At 71.3% G+C, this 13396-nt stretch carries 16 protein-coding genes and 3 pseudogenes; 11 read left to right on the top strand and 8 right to left on the bottom strand.

What is annotated here, in order from left to right; genetic code table 11:
* Nucleotides 1–56: 56 nt before the first annotated feature.
* Nucleotides 57–437: a CBS domain-containing protein gene (locus ACFQ6N_RS29460; protein ID WP_380655406.1), complete on the top strand. Its 381-nt coding sequence runs from the start codon at nucleotides 57–59 to the stop codon at nucleotides 435–437.
* A 523-nt stretch (nucleotides 438–960) separates the two neighbouring features.
* Here the strand turns inward: ACFQ6N_RS29460 and ACFQ6N_RS29455 are convergent.
* A complete protein-coding gene (locus ACFQ6N_RS29455; protein ID WP_380655499.1) occupies nucleotides 961–1242 on the bottom strand; it encodes a MerR family transcriptional regulator in 282 nt (93 codons plus the stop codon).
* A 936-nt stretch (nucleotides 1243–2178) separates the two neighbouring features.
* Here ACFQ6N_RS29455 and ACFQ6N_RS29450 point away from each other — a divergent pair.
* Complete coding sequence (locus ACFQ6N_RS29450; protein ID WP_380655403.1) at nucleotides 2179–2415, top strand: hypothetical protein; 237 nt, start codon at nucleotides 2179–2181, stop codon at nucleotides 2413–2415.
* A gap of 197 nt (nucleotides 2416–2612) precedes the next feature.
* Here the strand turns inward: ACFQ6N_RS29450 and ACFQ6N_RS29445 are convergent, their stop codons facing one another.
* The 5 genes from ACFQ6N_RS29445 to ACFQ6N_RS29425 form a co-directional block, all read right to left on the bottom strand.
* Nucleotides 2613–2999 carry an Hsp20/alpha crystallin family protein gene (locus ACFQ6N_RS29445; protein WP_380655400.1) on the bottom strand — a complete coding sequence of 129 codons (387 nt, stop codon included), beginning with the start codon at nucleotides 2997–2999 and terminating at the stop codon, nucleotides 2613–2615.
* 570 nt (nucleotides 3000–3569) lie between these two features.
* Nucleotides 3570–3734 carry a hypothetical protein gene (locus ACFQ6N_RS29440; RefSeq protein ID WP_380655397.1) on the bottom strand — a complete coding sequence of 55 codons (165 nt, stop codon included), beginning with the start codon at nucleotides 3732–3734 and terminating at the stop codon, nucleotides 3570–3572.
* A 16-nt stretch (nucleotides 3735–3750) separates the two neighbouring features.
* Nucleotides 3751–3954, bottom strand: coding sequence for a CsbD family protein (locus ACFQ6N_RS29435; protein WP_380655394.1), 204 nt, complete (start codon nucleotides 3952–3954; stop codon nucleotides 3751–3753).
* 237 nt (nucleotides 3955–4191) lie between these two features.
* Nucleotides 4192–4437: a hypothetical protein gene (locus tag ACFQ6N_RS29430; protein WP_380655391.1), complete on the bottom strand. Its 246-nt coding sequence runs from the start codon at nucleotides 4435–4437 to the stop codon at nucleotides 4192–4194.
* A complete protein-coding gene (locus ACFQ6N_RS29425; protein ID WP_380655388.1) occupies nucleotides 4412–5086 on the bottom strand; it encodes a hypothetical protein in 675 nt (224 codons plus the stop codon). Before ACFQ6N_RS29425 ends, ACFQ6N_RS29430 begins: the two co-directional genes overlap by 26 nt.
* Before the next feature lie 108 nt (nucleotides 5087–5194).
* Here ACFQ6N_RS29425 and ACFQ6N_RS29420 point away from each other — a divergent pair, with 108 nt between their 5' ends.
* The 7 genes and pseudogenes from ACFQ6N_RS29420 (at nucleotide 5195) to ACFQ6N_RS29390 (ending at nucleotide 9763) form a co-directional block, all read left to right on the top strand.
* Nucleotides 5195–5629, top strand: coding sequence for an Hsp20/alpha crystallin family protein (locus ACFQ6N_RS29420; RefSeq protein WP_380655385.1), 435 nt, complete (start codon nucleotides 5195–5197; stop codon nucleotides 5627–5629).
* A gap of 138 nt (nucleotides 5630–5767) precedes the next feature.
* A pseudogene (locus ACFQ6N_RS29415) lies at nucleotides 5768–5956 on the top strand (STAS domain-containing protein); the annotation flags it as partial.
* A 145-nt stretch (nucleotides 5957–6101) separates the two neighbouring features.
* Entirely contained in the window at nucleotides 6102–6506 is a 405-nt protein-coding gene (locus ACFQ6N_RS29410; protein WP_380655383.1) for a DUF2267 domain-containing protein, read from the top strand.
* A gap of 52 nt (nucleotides 6507–6558) precedes the next feature.
* Nucleotides 6559–6960 (top strand): DUF2267 domain-containing protein, encoded by a 402-nt coding sequence (locus ACFQ6N_RS29405; protein WP_380655380.1) that lies wholly within the window; start codon nucleotides 6559–6561, stop codon nucleotides 6958–6960.
* 685 nt (nucleotides 6961–7645) lie between these two features.
* Nucleotides 7646–8047 (top strand): hypothetical protein, encoded by a 402-nt coding sequence (locus ACFQ6N_RS29400; protein ID WP_380655378.1) that lies wholly within the window; start codon nucleotides 7646–7648, stop codon nucleotides 8045–8047.
* Nucleotides 8048–8505: 458 nt separating this feature from the next.
* Nucleotides 8506–8937 (top strand): annotated as a pseudogene (locus tag ACFQ6N_RS29395) (hypothetical protein); the annotation flags it as partial.
* A gap of 175 nt (nucleotides 8938–9112) precedes the next feature.
* Entirely contained in the window at nucleotides 9113–9763 is a 651-nt protein-coding gene (locus ACFQ6N_RS29390; protein WP_380655376.1) for a site-specific integrase, read from the top strand.
* Nucleotides 9764–9775: 12 nt separating this feature from the next.
* Here the strand turns inward: ACFQ6N_RS29390 and ACFQ6N_RS29385 are convergent, their stop codons facing one another.
* Nucleotides 9776–10555: a hypothetical protein gene (locus ACFQ6N_RS29385; protein WP_380655374.1), complete on the bottom strand. Its 780-nt coding sequence runs from the start codon at nucleotides 10553–10555 to the stop codon at nucleotides 9776–9778.
* Nucleotides 10556–11818: 1263 nt separating this feature from the next.
* Here ACFQ6N_RS29385 and ACFQ6N_RS29380 point away from each other — a divergent pair.
* Together ACFQ6N_RS29380 and ACFQ6N_RS29375 are read left to right on the top strand one after the other, a co-directional pair.
* A pseudogene (locus ACFQ6N_RS29380) lies at nucleotides 11819–12028 on the top strand (Arm DNA-binding domain-containing protein); the annotation flags it as partial.
* Complete coding sequence (locus ACFQ6N_RS29375; protein ID WP_380655496.1) at nucleotides 12029–13072, top strand: tyrosine-type recombinase/integrase; 1044 nt, start codon at nucleotides 12029–12031, stop codon at nucleotides 13070–13072.
* A gap of 15 nt (nucleotides 13073–13087) precedes the next feature.
* Here the strand turns inward: ACFQ6N_RS29375 and ACFQ6N_RS29370 are convergent.
* A partial coding sequence (locus ACFQ6N_RS29370) for a hypothetical protein (RefSeq protein WP_380655371.1) occupies nucleotides 13088–13396 on the bottom strand: 309 nt, incomplete at its 5' end.

The raw sequence follows: 13396 nt of genomic DNA, 5'->3' as shown, positions 1-13396 counted from the left end.
CGCCGAGGCCCCGACCATCGCCGGCCCCGGCGGAACCGACACCAAGGAGTCCGCCCATGACCCTCACCCTCGAACACCCCGCGACCACCGCCACGGTCGGCGACCTCATGAGACACCCCGAGCTGCAGATCAGCGACGACGTCATGGTCGACATGGCGATCGATATCCTGCACAGCTCCGGCGCCGACCACCTCCTGGTCCGCGACGACGACGGCCGCTGCGCCGGGCTCCTGACCCGACTGCACCTCGCACCGTTCCAGACCCGGTCCCGGTCCACCGAGTGCACGCCCGTGCGCGACATCGTCCCCGACCAGGCCCCGTTCGCCACCGCCGACATGCCCGCCGACACCGCGGCCGCCGCCATGCGCGCCCGCGGCCTGGACACGTGGCCGGTGGTCGACTCCGACGGCCACGCCATCGGCCTGCTCAGCTTCTAGGCCCGCGCCGACGCGTCGGCGGTCGCGTGTCCAGGGCGCGTCCGGCGGCGTTCAGCATTGGGCCGCTGTCCTGGTCCCGGTCGCCCACCGGGTCGAGCATCAGTGCGCCGGTTCCCGGTCGCAAGCGGATGTCGAGGGCAGGGAGTCGGACTCCGCGGGGACGGCCACCGAGCACTCCTCGCGGCCCCGGTCTCGGGCGGGCCGGCGTGCGCCCGCAAAGCGGGCGACTTGCCTGACAGCCTGCGTGCGGCAGCAAAACCCACTGTTGCGACCGCGCGGACCGCCCGCTCAGCGCAGGCCAGCCGCCAGCGGCAGGCGTGGCCAAGGGCCGGGCAAGGAAACGCAGTTGTGCATGAACGCGGCCCGGAACCGGTCCACGCCGGTGAGGCAGGGTGCCGGACTCCTGGCCGCGCGGGGAACGGTCGGCCGGCGATCGGGGGCTGAGGGGTAGTCGTGTCCGGGGCGGCCTGCGGTGAGCGGCCGTGGCTCACCGCGGACCGGTCTCGTCGGCCTGGCAAGCTGGTCAGGTGTCGGCGGCGGACTCCTGGCCGCGCGGGGAACGGCGGAGCTCTTCGTTGATGCGCAGGGCTTCTTCGAGTTGGTCCTCGAGGATGATGATGCGGCAGGCGGCCTCGATGGCGGTGCCCTGGTCGACCAGGTCACGGGCGCGCATGGCGATGCGCAGCTGGTAGCGGGAGTAGCGGCGGTGGCCGCCTTCGGAGCGCAGGGGGGTGATGAGGCCCTGTTCGCCGAGGGATCGTAGGAAGCCGGGGGTGGTGCCGGTCATCTCGGCGGCGCGGCCCATGGTGTAGGCGGGGTAGTCGTCATCGTCGAACGAGCTGACGGCGTCGGGGGTATGCGGTCGAATGGTTGCCGTGGTCACTGCACCTCTTCTTGTTGTTGTGTCCGGGGACGCGCTGAGGGGCCCCGGGGCCGTTGCGGCTCCCGGGGCCCCGAAGGGTTTTACACCATCTGCCGGCCTTGTGGCCGGCTTCCTTATATCCGCACTGCCCCGGGGGAGGGGGCATGCGGGGATCGCGTATGCGTGACCGGAAACCACCGTCCTTGCCTTGGGGTCTTCGGATTCCGCCCGGGCGACTTCATCACGGGCCGGGCGATCCTGATGGCGCTCCGTCCCCTCCGTTCATCTCTGTACTGACCTGGTACTGCTCACTCGGGTACTGCTGGTACTGCTAACTGCGGGGTAGTGCCAACCACTCGGTACTGCTGCGGCGGTCCTTGCGGGCCGCCCGGGTCCGGCAGCCAGCCCCGTCGCCCGTCCTGCCAACCACTCGGCTTGGAACCCCACTGCCGGACTCCCAGCGCGCGCGCCCGCAGTCTGGGCGCCTTCACCGGGATACCGCGTACATCGACTGCTGGTACTGCACCATTCACTTCACACTGCTGGTACTGCGGTACCGCTCGATGGCGACCCCTGATACCTACGGGTCACCGGGCCCGGCCGCCGGTCATGTCGCCTTAACTGCACCATCCCTGGCTTCAAGACCCTGCAACCGTGCCGGCCTGCGAACTCCTGTACTGCTACCCGCCAGTTCGTGTCTGGCGAGTACTGCTGATCTCGTCGACGAGAGAAACACTAGCCACGGCGCGCGGCAATGTCTACTACAGCGGGCATAGATTTTTCGGTGCCGACTGGGGAGGTAGTCTTCGCCCCGCACGAGGTGGGGCGGCCGGGCGCCGCCGGACGGTGGACGCTGCGCCCAGCGGCCAGGGATCACGAGTGAACGGGAGGCGAGCGGTGGAAGGGCCGCAGGCCGCGCGGCAGGTGCGCACCCCCGACCCCCATACCCAGGCGTCGCTCGCGGCGGCCATAGGCGAAGCAGTCCGGGACCGGGACGAGAGGGTCCTCCGCCGGCTACTGGCCCGCTTCGCCGAACAGGCCACCATCACGGACCTGCCCGCCCTGCGCGACGCCATCGACACCCCCCGCCACGATGGCCCACGGGGGCTGCGATAGGCCCAGCCGACCCGCCCCACTCCTGGATCAGAAGGCGCGGACAGCGGCATCACAGGTCAGGCAGCCGAATCCGGCCCAGCGCGGCGGATACCACCCCCGGCTCGGGCGCTCCGGGCTCCACCGCTCGACCACCATCGCGCTGGACGGCCCGGGGCCGCCGGGGGCGTCCCACCCCCAGGATGCGCGCGTCCAACGGCTCAGCGAGCGACACCCGGCAGGGGGCGGCGGCCGGTCGGCGCGGCAGGGACTGGGAACGAACGTCCAAGCCGCGCCGCCGGGGTCAGGCGGAGATGGCCTCGCGTTCGGCCGACTGTGATGGCGATCTTGCGGGGGCGGGCCTTCTCGCTGATCGGCACGCGCACCACGCCCTGGCCGTGGTCGGCCTCGATCCGATCGGCATCCCGTGCGTCGCCCAGGAACACCTGCCGGGGGATCCGCCCCAGCACCCGCTCGTCCACCAGCACCTCCGCACCCTGCGGGAGCCCGGAAGCGCGCTCCGCGCGCACGGTCAGCACGTTGCGTCCCACAGCCAGGTCGATCGACTGCGGGTCGATGCCCGGCAGATCCAGGCGCAGCACGAACACCTCGCCGTCGAGGTAGGCAGCGCACCCGCCTGGCCGCCCAGGCAGGTGGCGTCGCCCTGCTGCTGGCGGGTCCGAGCCCGCAGGCGCGTCGGCTGCCGAGAACGCCGCAACCGACGAGCGGTTCACCGTCCGGTCGAACGTGCGCGCCGCGGGACCTCGACCGGGACCGGGACCGGCTGAGCCGGCGATACCCGGTCATCCCGCCCGGCACCGCCGGTCGGCACGGCCCACCGCACGTCGCCGTCCGCGCCACCACCGGGACCAGCGCCGGCGGCATCCCCGTATCGCGGACGAGAACAGCACGTTCCGGGAGGGGAACAGGGAGGGGGTGGCCCGGCCACCGGACGCGGCCTGCGGCGCGGGCCGCACGTGTCTGCACGCCATCCCGCCGTCCCGAGTGCCTGCCTGCGGGCAGGCGCACCCGTGGCTCCCTGCCGTGCCGCTCGTCGGCCGCCGTGCGACCGGGGCCTACGCGGAGGAGTAGTCCCGGCCACACGGCCCCGCCCCGACGAATGCAGCCCTGGCTTTCGAAGGGCCGAGGGCTGCGTCACGGCGCATGGCCCGCCTTCCCTACCTGCGCCTGGAGCGCCGACTGCCCAGACGCATGCCGCCGAGCACGAGGGCGGCGAGGAACAGGACGATCCCGATCACGAGCAGCCACAGCAGGCCCTTTACGAGGGCACCGACGAAGCCGAACACCACGGCGATCAGGACGATGAACAGAAACAGTGCCATCGCGGCTCCGCCTTTCTCACTTGTCGCGCTTCAAGACGCCCTTCACGCGGTCGGCGACGTCGCGCACACCGTCCTTGACGTCCGCGGCAGCCTGCTTGAGCTTCGACTCCGCCTGGTCGGCCTGCCCGTCGCCCTTCAGCTCCTGGTCGCCGGTCAGATCCCCGACTTTCTCCTTGGCCTTGCCGGTCACGTTCTGCGCCTTGTTCGACAGGTCACCCATCGGTTGCTCCGTCCATCCGGTAGTGCGCGAATCCCACTGTCTGATCGTCCATCTTTGCCCGGCTTTGGGGATTTTATGCTCGCGGCACGGCTGATGAGGCGCGGGCCGTCCCGCGAGGACCGCCCGTGAGGCCGGACGGCGGCGCGAGGCGGTACGCGGGCCGGGGGATCGGCGCCGCGGACCGCCGGCCTGATGACCGCGGATGACCGCGGACAGGCGCCCGGTTCAACGAGCCGCTCACGCGGACGGGCATGGGCGGCGGTCCGGGCTGCCGGGGGTGTCGGGGCCCTGCGGGGGCCAGGGTTGGGTGGCGAGCCGGCGACGCAGGGCGTCCAGGCGGGCCAGGTGGGTGTCGAGGGTGGTGAGGGCCGCGGTGCTCTGATCGCGGATCCGCAGTTCGATGGCGGCGAGGCGGTCCTCGATGTGCTGCCATCGGTCCTGGGCCGGAGCCGAGGGGTCAGGCGCGTCGTTGGTCGCTGTCATGGCGGAGGCGGTCGGTGCGGTCGGTGAGATCGTCGAGGCGGGCGGCGAGGTCGGGGTGGGCGTCGCCGAGGTGGGGGCGCATACGGGCCAGAGGCGCTATGAGGTCGGCCGGGTCGGTGGCGCCGAGGGCGGCGGTGAGGTCGTCCAGCGCGGGCCCGGCTTCGGGTGCGTGGCTGGAGGCGGCCGTGATCCGGGCGGCCAGGACTCGCAGGCCGGCGGCGTGGTCGCGGGCCCAGGCGTCGACGGCGCGGTCGGCGGCCCGGCGGTCGCGCACGACCTTGACCCGCTCCGCGCCGGTGCCGGTGTCGGTGGCGGAGCGGGCAGGGCGCAGACGCAGGTAGCGGTTCTCGGCGGCTTGGCGGCTGGCAACGCCCATGGGCTGGGCGAGGTCGGCCCAGGTGGCACCTGCGGCCCGGGCGGCCTCGACCATCGGGCCCTCCCAGTCGGCAAGCCGGGTACGCAGCTCCCGCAGCAGCACGAGGGCGGCCAGGGCCTGTTCGGCACCGTCTTCCCGTGCGCCGCGGCCCGCGGGACGCCCGGGGTCCCGGGCGGTGCGCACGGCGTCGTCGATGGCGGCGAGCGCCGCGGTGGCGGCAAGGACGGAGATGGGCTCGGGTCTGGCCTCGGACTTCGGGGACTGTGTACTCATGCAGTCATTCTACGGACGACGCACGGGATTGTCATCGGATGGACGACGTGCTACAACGGTGTCACGTAAAGCGCACTGGCACCCAACGATCAACGGAGGTGTTTCGCGATGCTGCTGCGCACTGACCCGTTCCGCGAGCTGGACCGGCTGACCCAGCAGTTCCTCAGCACGACCGGTACCTGGTCGCGGCCGACGCCGATGCCGATGGACGCCTACCGCGCGGGCGAGGAGTACGTGATCTGCTTCGACCTGCCGGGGGCGACCCCGGACGCAATCGACATCGACGTCGAGCGGAACATGGTGACCGTCAAGGCCGAGCGCCGTCCGCACCGGCAGGGTGACGACGTGAAGTGGGAGCTGTCCGAGCGCCCGCTCGGCGTCTTCTCCCGGCAGGTCATGCTCTCGGACACCCTCGACCCGGAGGGGATCACCGCCGACTACGACGCCGGCGTGCTGACCCTGAAAATCCCGGTCGCCGAGAAGGCCAAGCCCCGCAAGATCGCCATCGCCCACGACGACGGCCGCAAGCAGATCCAGGCCTGACCTCCCCCCGAGCCGTCCCGTGCCGCCCCGCAATCCCCCCGGCGGCGCGGCACGGGACACCCCGACCCCGGCCCGACCTTCCGGACACGCCCTCGACCTGCGGGCCCAACGGACAGCGAGCCGCCCCATGATCACCCGGTGCCACCGTTCACGGTGAGGGCGTGCGGCGAGGTCGACCTCGACTCCGCCCCGGACCTTCGACGCGAGCCGTTCCGCGCGCCGGCGGACCACCGGCAGGTGCTGCTCGACCTGTCACAGGTGACGTTCACGGACTGCTCAGGCCTGAACGTCCTGCCGGAGGCCCCCAACCAGACCGAGCGGAACGGGGCGCCCGGCCCTGCGCGGCACCCCCGCCCGTTGGCCCGGCTCATCGAACTGACCGGCCTGACGACCTTGCCGGCCCCAGCGCCAGTCGGCCCGGCCGCACGGCCCAGACCCGGCATCCGCCGCCGACCGGACGGAGGAACCCGCAATGACACTGTGCTGGGAGGCGTTCCTGGACCAGGTCCAGGAACGCGGCGAATACGGCACGCCCCAGGAAACCGAACGCTGCGCGCGCGTCGTCCTGGCTCTGCTCGGCGCGCACCTGGTCGGCGCCGTGCGTTCGGACCTCGCGGCCCGCCTGCCCGAGACGCTCGCCCCGGTCCTGCTCAACCCGCTGCAGGCCACCGAACCGCTCAGCCCCGAACGGTTCGTGCGCGCCACCGCCGCCTGGATCGAAGGCGCCGCCGACACCACCGCACTGTGGGACATCGGCGCCGTCCTGTCCACCGTCGCCGACGCCGCCGGCGACCAGCTCATGGAGCAGGTCCTGCTCCAACTGCCGCCCGGCTACGACGTGCTCTTCGGCCGCCCCACCGCCGGCCACCGCCCCTGACCCCCATCACGGCCGCCCCGGCGCGGCGGCCCACCCCCGGAAGGCCACCGCCATGACCCGGCACCGCCACCTGATCCAGCAGGTCCGCACCCTCGGCCGCTACCCCAGCGACCACGAAGCCGAACGCGCCCTCGCCGCCGTCCTGGCGCTGCTCGGCTCCCAGCTCACCGGCGACGAACGCTGCGACCTCGCCGTCGCGCTCCCCGAGCGGGCGCGCGCCGTGTTCGCCTCCCAGATCCCCCTGCCCCAACCGGTCTCAGCCCCCGCCTTCGTCGAAGCCGTAGCCGGCGCCCTCGGCACCACCCTCGCCGCGGCCCGCTGGGACACCTCCACCGTCCTGGCCGCCCTCACCGACCTCGCCGGCGACCACCTCACCGACCGCATCCTTCACCAACTGCCCCACGGCTGGGCCCTACTCTTCGGCCGCGCCGACCTCACCCCCACCGCCGCCTGAACCGCCGGCCGTGACGCGGCGGTGAAGTTCCACCCTGCGGCTGGAGGTTGGACACGGAGACGAGCGCACCAACGCAACCGTGTCCCGCCTGAACTCCGCCGTATACCGCTCACATGTCCCAGCCTCCAGGTCGCCGGGGCCGGGCGGCCAATCGGAGGAAGGTGGAGCGGATCATGCGCGAGCGCGGCATCGCGGGCGTCACCCGGCGCCGGGGCCGCGGCCTGACCCGCCAGGCCCACAAGCCGGTCCTCACACCGGACCTGATCGGCCGCGATCTCACCGCGCCGCAGCCCGGGATGCGGCTGGTGGGCGACATGATCTTCCTGCCGATCGAGGAGGGCTGGCTCTGGCCACACGAGGTGGTCGGCTACGCGATGGCCGACCACCACCGCGCAGAACTGCCGGTGGCCGCGCTGCGAATGGCGGCCGGCCGTGGTGGTCTGGAGCCGGCTGCACCTTTCACTCGGGTCGCGGAATTCAGCAGCGAGATAAGCAAGTTGAACATCGGACAGTCGATGGGGAGAGTCGGCTCCTATCGCGATAGCGCCGCTGCGGAGAGCTTCTTCGTCGTACTGAAGGAGGAGATCGGCGTTCGGGTCCGGCCGGACCGGGCCGCCGCCCGCGCGGAGGTCGTCGCATTCATCGAGAACCTCCACAATCGCAGGCGCCCGCGCAAGCATCCCAAGTGGGCCATCTCACGCCGCTCGAGGTCCGCCAACGGCACCAGCAGTGGAACTTCACCGACGACCTCCTCCCCGACCCCGCCGGCCTGCGCGAACAACTCGAAGACATCGACGACGACCTCGCCCAACACACCGGCCCGGACCCCGACCCCGAGGACACCGGCCTGCGCCTGACCCCGCTCGACCCCAAACGCCCCGCCCCCGCCCTCCTCGAAGACCGCCTCGCCGGCATCCACGGCTGCTGGCTCCTCCACGAGGAACACGACGAACTCGACGGCGAGGACGGCTTCGGCGGCGACGCGGACCGGGACGGCGAGCACACCGGACAGCCCGGAATCGACCGAAACCGGTTCGCCCGCCTCGTCCGCGAAGCCGCAGCCGCCCACCGCGACCGGCTCGTCTGACCGTCCGGCCCGACCGTCGACCAGTCGCACCCACCCGCCTGCGGATCCCCCTCCGTCCCGTCCGTACGAGGACCGATCGGCATCGACACACCGTTGCTCCGACACCGGTAGGCCCGCACACCTCGCTCCGGCCGCCACATATCGCCACGGTCGCCCATGCGCCCCGCCGATCAGTGACACCATGTAGGCGGTCCTGTGGTGGTCGGCATTCGGCGGCCACGTGGGGCTGCTGCCCCCCCCCCGCAGCCCCATCACGAGATCCCCAAACCGAAGTCCGCCGCCCACCCGGTCCGCGCGAGCACCCGGTGCCGAGGGTCAAACCTGGCTCCAGCTCGGATGGGGGTGCGCCCCGTGTCGTGCGCTGTGGGTGTGCTTCGCGCCCCTTTGCTGAGTGCGACTTCGCGGCTGCCGACTGGGCATTCATGTGGCGGAAGTTGCTTGCGTGAAGGGAGAGTTCAATGGTGGCTAGTGAGGCTGACTTCGAGCGTGGGCGGGTCTACCGGCGCTGTGGCTGCCGGGGTGCGGATCGCCGTCCGATCGGGGCCCGCTGCCCGCGACTGGCGGCGGATCCTGAGCACGGGAGCTGGGCGTACGCGGTGGACATGCCGACGAACGGCGAGGGACGCAGCACCCGGCGGCGCAGCGGCTACGAATCTCGGGCGGATGCTGTGTACGCATTGCAGTGCGTGCTGAACGCGGAGGCGACGGGCGTGTTCGAGGACCGCAAGCTCACGGTCGGTGCGTTCCTGCTGGAGTGGGTGGCGTTGAAGGAGCGGACGCTCAAGCCGTCCACCGCGGCCTCCTACGCCAAGTGCGTGCGCCAGGAGCTTCTCCCCGTGTTCGGCCGGATGCGGCTGAAGGACCTGCGCTCCCGGCACGTCGCCGCCTGGCAGGCCGACCTGCGGGATCAGGGCCGCGGCGCGCCGACGGTCTACCGGCTCGGGGCGACGCTGCGCAAGTGCCCTGAATCATGCCGTCCACAAGGAGCATCTGATCGGCTACAACGCGGCCGATGGGGCCATCGGCGCGCGGCCTGCGGCAGCCGAGCGCCTGTGCTGGACCGCGGTGCAGGCGGCGGCGTTCCTGCGTCACAACGAGCTGTACTACCGCGACCAGGTCGCCGACGTGTTCGAGGTGATGCTGGGAACAGGGATGCGACGCGGGGAGGTGCTGGGGCTGCACTGGGAGGACGTCCACTTCATGGAGCGCAAGATCTTCGTCCGCTGGACGCTGGCCACCATCGACAACAACGAACTTCACCTCTGCTCGCCGAAAACCAAGGCGAGCCGGAACTGGGTCAGCGTCAATCCGCGGGTCCTGGCCGCGCTGCAGCGCCAGGCCGACCACCAGCAATCCCTGCTGCCCCCGGGAGCCCCGTTGCGTGGACTCGTCTTCGCAGGCGTCGACGGAGCCCCGCTTCGCCCGCAGTACGTCCTGGACCAGCTGCGGCACCGCCAGGCCGAGGCCGGGCTGCCGCAGATCACGATCCACGACCTGCGGCACACGGTGGCGACCATCATGATCACCTTCGAGGTACCCATCGCGATCGTGTCCAAGGCGCTGCGTCATTCGACCATCGCGACGACCATCAACATCTACGGGCACCTTCTCAAGCACGCGGCCGACGACGCGGTCAACGCACTCGCCCATGCCTACGAACTGGCCGCCACGGACCTTGAGGACTGGCCCGGCTTCCAGCCCCGCCACGCCGCTTGACCGGCCCGGGAGTCAACCGCCCAGGAGCAGATCGGACACCGCCCGGGGAGCGGCGAGCGTGACGCGCCCGGACGGCCAGTCGACGCCGCTCTGGTGGACCGCGATCACCCCGGCCTGCCAGAAGGTGAGCGGATCGTGCTCCCGACCGGTGAACGGCTCCGTCTCAAGTCGCGGGAGCGCCATCTGAACCAGATGTACGGACCCGGCGTACTCCTCTTCAGCGAGCCGCCATGCCTGGTCGATTGAGGCCGTGATGAGGCGCTGGACGTTGTCCAGCGCCTCATCACGTGCCTTTCGCCGTCTGCCGAACGCCTCGTAGACCGCTGCGGACGCCGCCCGTACGCAGTCCGCCACCCGCGCCTCGCCTTCGGCGCAGGCGCTCTGCCAGCGCATCCACGCCTCCAGCAGCAGCCACTCCCCGTCCACCCCCCAGCTCCCCGCACCCGCCGGCAGCCCTTCCCTCAGCCCGACCGGCACGGGCAGGGCCGCCACGCAGGCAGCCGTCAGCAGTTCGCGAGGGTCAACGCGGCAGGCAACCGCTCCGCGAGCCTGCTCGACCGCGCCGGTCAGCGCGGACAGCCTGGGCCCTGCCCAGGGCTCCAGCCAGGGGAAAGCGACAGCGGCCGCAAAGCCCTCGAGCGCGCGCGTCTGCGCGCGCCGCCACACCCGCACCGCCTGGGCGGGTGTGGCGCCCGCAGGCCCTGGTGTCGGCACCGGACCCGCCGGCGCGCCGTCGCCCGCTACCACGGCGGGAGTTCTCAGCCCTGCCACCGCGACCGCGAACTCGCTCACGGGATGGTCCGCCGGCAACATCCACGCGCAGGACCCGCACAACGGCCCGGCCGCGAGCCCGACACGGCCCAGCCGCGCACCGGGCCCCAACTGGCGGCATGCCCGGTCACCGTGAAGCACAGCCCGGCCCCCGGGGGCGCTGTAGCAGTCCAGGAGGAGGGAACCCAGCGAACCCAAGGGCACGTCATCGCCGAAGATCTGCCCCAGCCGCACCCGGCGCGCCCCACCCCTCAGCACACCGTCTCCCGGAGCCCGCGGCCTGCCGGGCCCCTTTGCGCCCCGGCAAGGAGGAGCGCCTGGCCAGGGCGGCTCCCACCTGCGTGGTGGTCGCTTGGTGGTCGCAGACCTTCGCCTTGCTGGGCCGCCCCCGCGCCGACGTCCGGCCCGGAGAATGCGGACAGAGCGGAAGAAAGCTCACAAATTGAACGATGCTCACGCCCGGCCTCGTCAACCTCGCAACGCGAGGTCACCCGCCACAGGACACCGTGAGTGGTTAACGATCCGACCAGCGATCGGGCCACGTTCGCCAACTCCAGCCATACAGCAGCGAGTTGACCAGGTCAGCCCGCGCCCGGCTGCGATCCGCGACCGGACGAGGTGCGACCACCCTGCGACCACTACCCCACGACACGCACAAAAAGGCCGTCCCCATCCTCAGATGGAAACGGCCTCCGACCTGCGGATTCGCAAGTCGGGACGACAGGATTTGAACCTGCGACCCCTTGACCCCCAGTCAAGGGGTTCAACTATTGTCGGCAGCCGAGACCTCAAGGTCTCGGCTGCCTTGATACTCAATTACCCTGAGGTGCAAGTGAGTTGGAGATTCTCCGCAGCCGTGGCGCCACGGAATGCTGACGGTGACTCAGTGTTTACTTTGCGCACAAGCGTCCGTTTTCGACCATCAGCGTTCATGGGCGCTCATCGGGCGTGGTCCCAAAGTGGTCCCAGGGCCAGCGACCCCGTCGCAGCTACTGGCGGTTACCGAGATCTGTCGGTCCTTCAGCAAGCACGGCCGTGCGATCCCGACAGCCGCTGCGTCGACGACGCCGGCTGGCCTGCAGCACCGGTTCCTGCAGGCGGATCACGGTCGCTTACCCACTGGCTACGGATGGTGATCTTTCGGGCGGTGTGTCGTCTTGAGCGTGTCTTCGCCGTCTGGTTCTGAGTGCTTCGCGCACCGTCCCGCACGCTCTGCCGCCACACCCGACACAGCAGCCACTCTTGCCCCAGAGGCACCACCCAGTCCGAGAAAAGGGGAAGCTCATGGGACAGCGTGCGCAGCGTGGTCGGGTGTACCGGCGGTGTGGTTGTTCGGACGGGCACGGGAGGCAGTTGGGTCCGTGGTGTGTGCGGTTGTTGGAGGAGGCGGGTCACGGGTCGTGGACGTACTGCGTTGACCTGGCCCCGGAGGACGGGAAGCGAAAGACCCGTCGGCGCGGTGGGTTCGCCAGCCGAGCCGAGGCGGCCCGCGAGATGAGGGCGGTGCTGGACGGTGAGCTGCGCGGGGTGTACGAGGACCGGCGCGTCACGGTGGCGGGCTTCCTGCGGCAGTGGCTGGCGGTGAAGAAGGAGGAGCTTGCGCCGAACACGTACGCCGGCTACGAGGCGTGCGTGGAGCGGGACCTGATCCCCGCGTTCGGCCACTACCGGCTGCCCGACCTGCGCCCGAAGCACGTCGAGCGCTGGATCGCCGCCCAGCGCAAGGCCAAGCGCGGCAAGGTCACCGTCTACCGGATCGTCTCCACCCTGCGCAACGCCCTGAACGCCGCCGTGCGCGCCTGGGGGCTGCGCTACAACCCGGCCAAGCACTCCGTGCCGCCCAAGCCCCGCGCCGCCGAGCGCGCCTGCTGGACCCCCGACGAGGCCGCCACCTTCCTGCGCCACGGCGCCGAGCAGTACGCGGACCAGCTGACCGACCTGTTCGAGGTCATGCTCGGCACCGGCATGCGCCGCGGCGAGATCCTCGCCCTGCACTGGTCCGACGTCCACCTCATGGACCGCAAGCTCTACGTCCGCTGGACCCTGGCCGCCATCGACAACGGAAAGATCCACCTCCGCGAGCCCAAGACCGAAGCCAGCCGCGCCTGGATCAGCCTCTCCCCCAGGGTCATGGCAGCCCTCCACCGCCAGGCCGCGATCCAGATGGCCGCCCACCCGAACGGCCGGCTCGAAGGACTCGTCTTCGCCCGCCCCGGCGGAACGCCGCTGCGGCCCCAGTGGGTCCTCGACCAGCTCCGCAAACGAACCGCCGAACTCGACCTCCCCAAGATCGGGCTGCATGACCTGCGCCACACCGCGGCCAGCATCATGATCGCCGAAAACATCCCCATCGCCGTCATCTCCAAGACCCTGCGCCACTCCACCATCGCCGTCACCATCAACCTCTACGGCCATCTCCTCAAAGACTCGGCCGACGAAGCCGTCACAGCGCTCGCCTCTGCCCTCGACCGGGCGGACGCCCACATGGCGGGCCCGGCCGACCCCACCACCGGCCACCGCCTCGGACAGGCGGCGTGAGCCAGTCGGCACTCCTCAGGCCCTCGTGCCCGGCCGAGGATCGGCGAGCTCCCAATCGCCGGAGTGAGCCTCCTCGGCCGCGCCCTCTGCCGAGTCCTGCTGGAGGAGTTCGAGAAGGTCCTGTGCTGCCCAGTCCGGCAGGGTGACCGCTTCTGGGACCGGAAGCCGGGCATCACGCCGCCGGGATTCCTCCTCGAAAATGGCCGCAGTGAGCCAATCGAACGTGTCGTCGTCGAGTATGTCGGGGCAGCCGGCGGCTGCGTCCGCGAGCCGCTCCGCATCGGGGAAGGCGACCGAAGCGGCCCCGGCAAGCTGCCGTTGCCC

Source organism: Kitasatospora sp. NPDC056446 (assembly GCF_042796115.1).
Classification (GTDB): domain Bacteria; phylum Actinomycetota; class Actinomycetes; order Streptomycetales; family Streptomycetaceae; genus Kitasatospora.
This window is presented reverse-complemented; position numbering and strand designations above follow the sequence as displayed.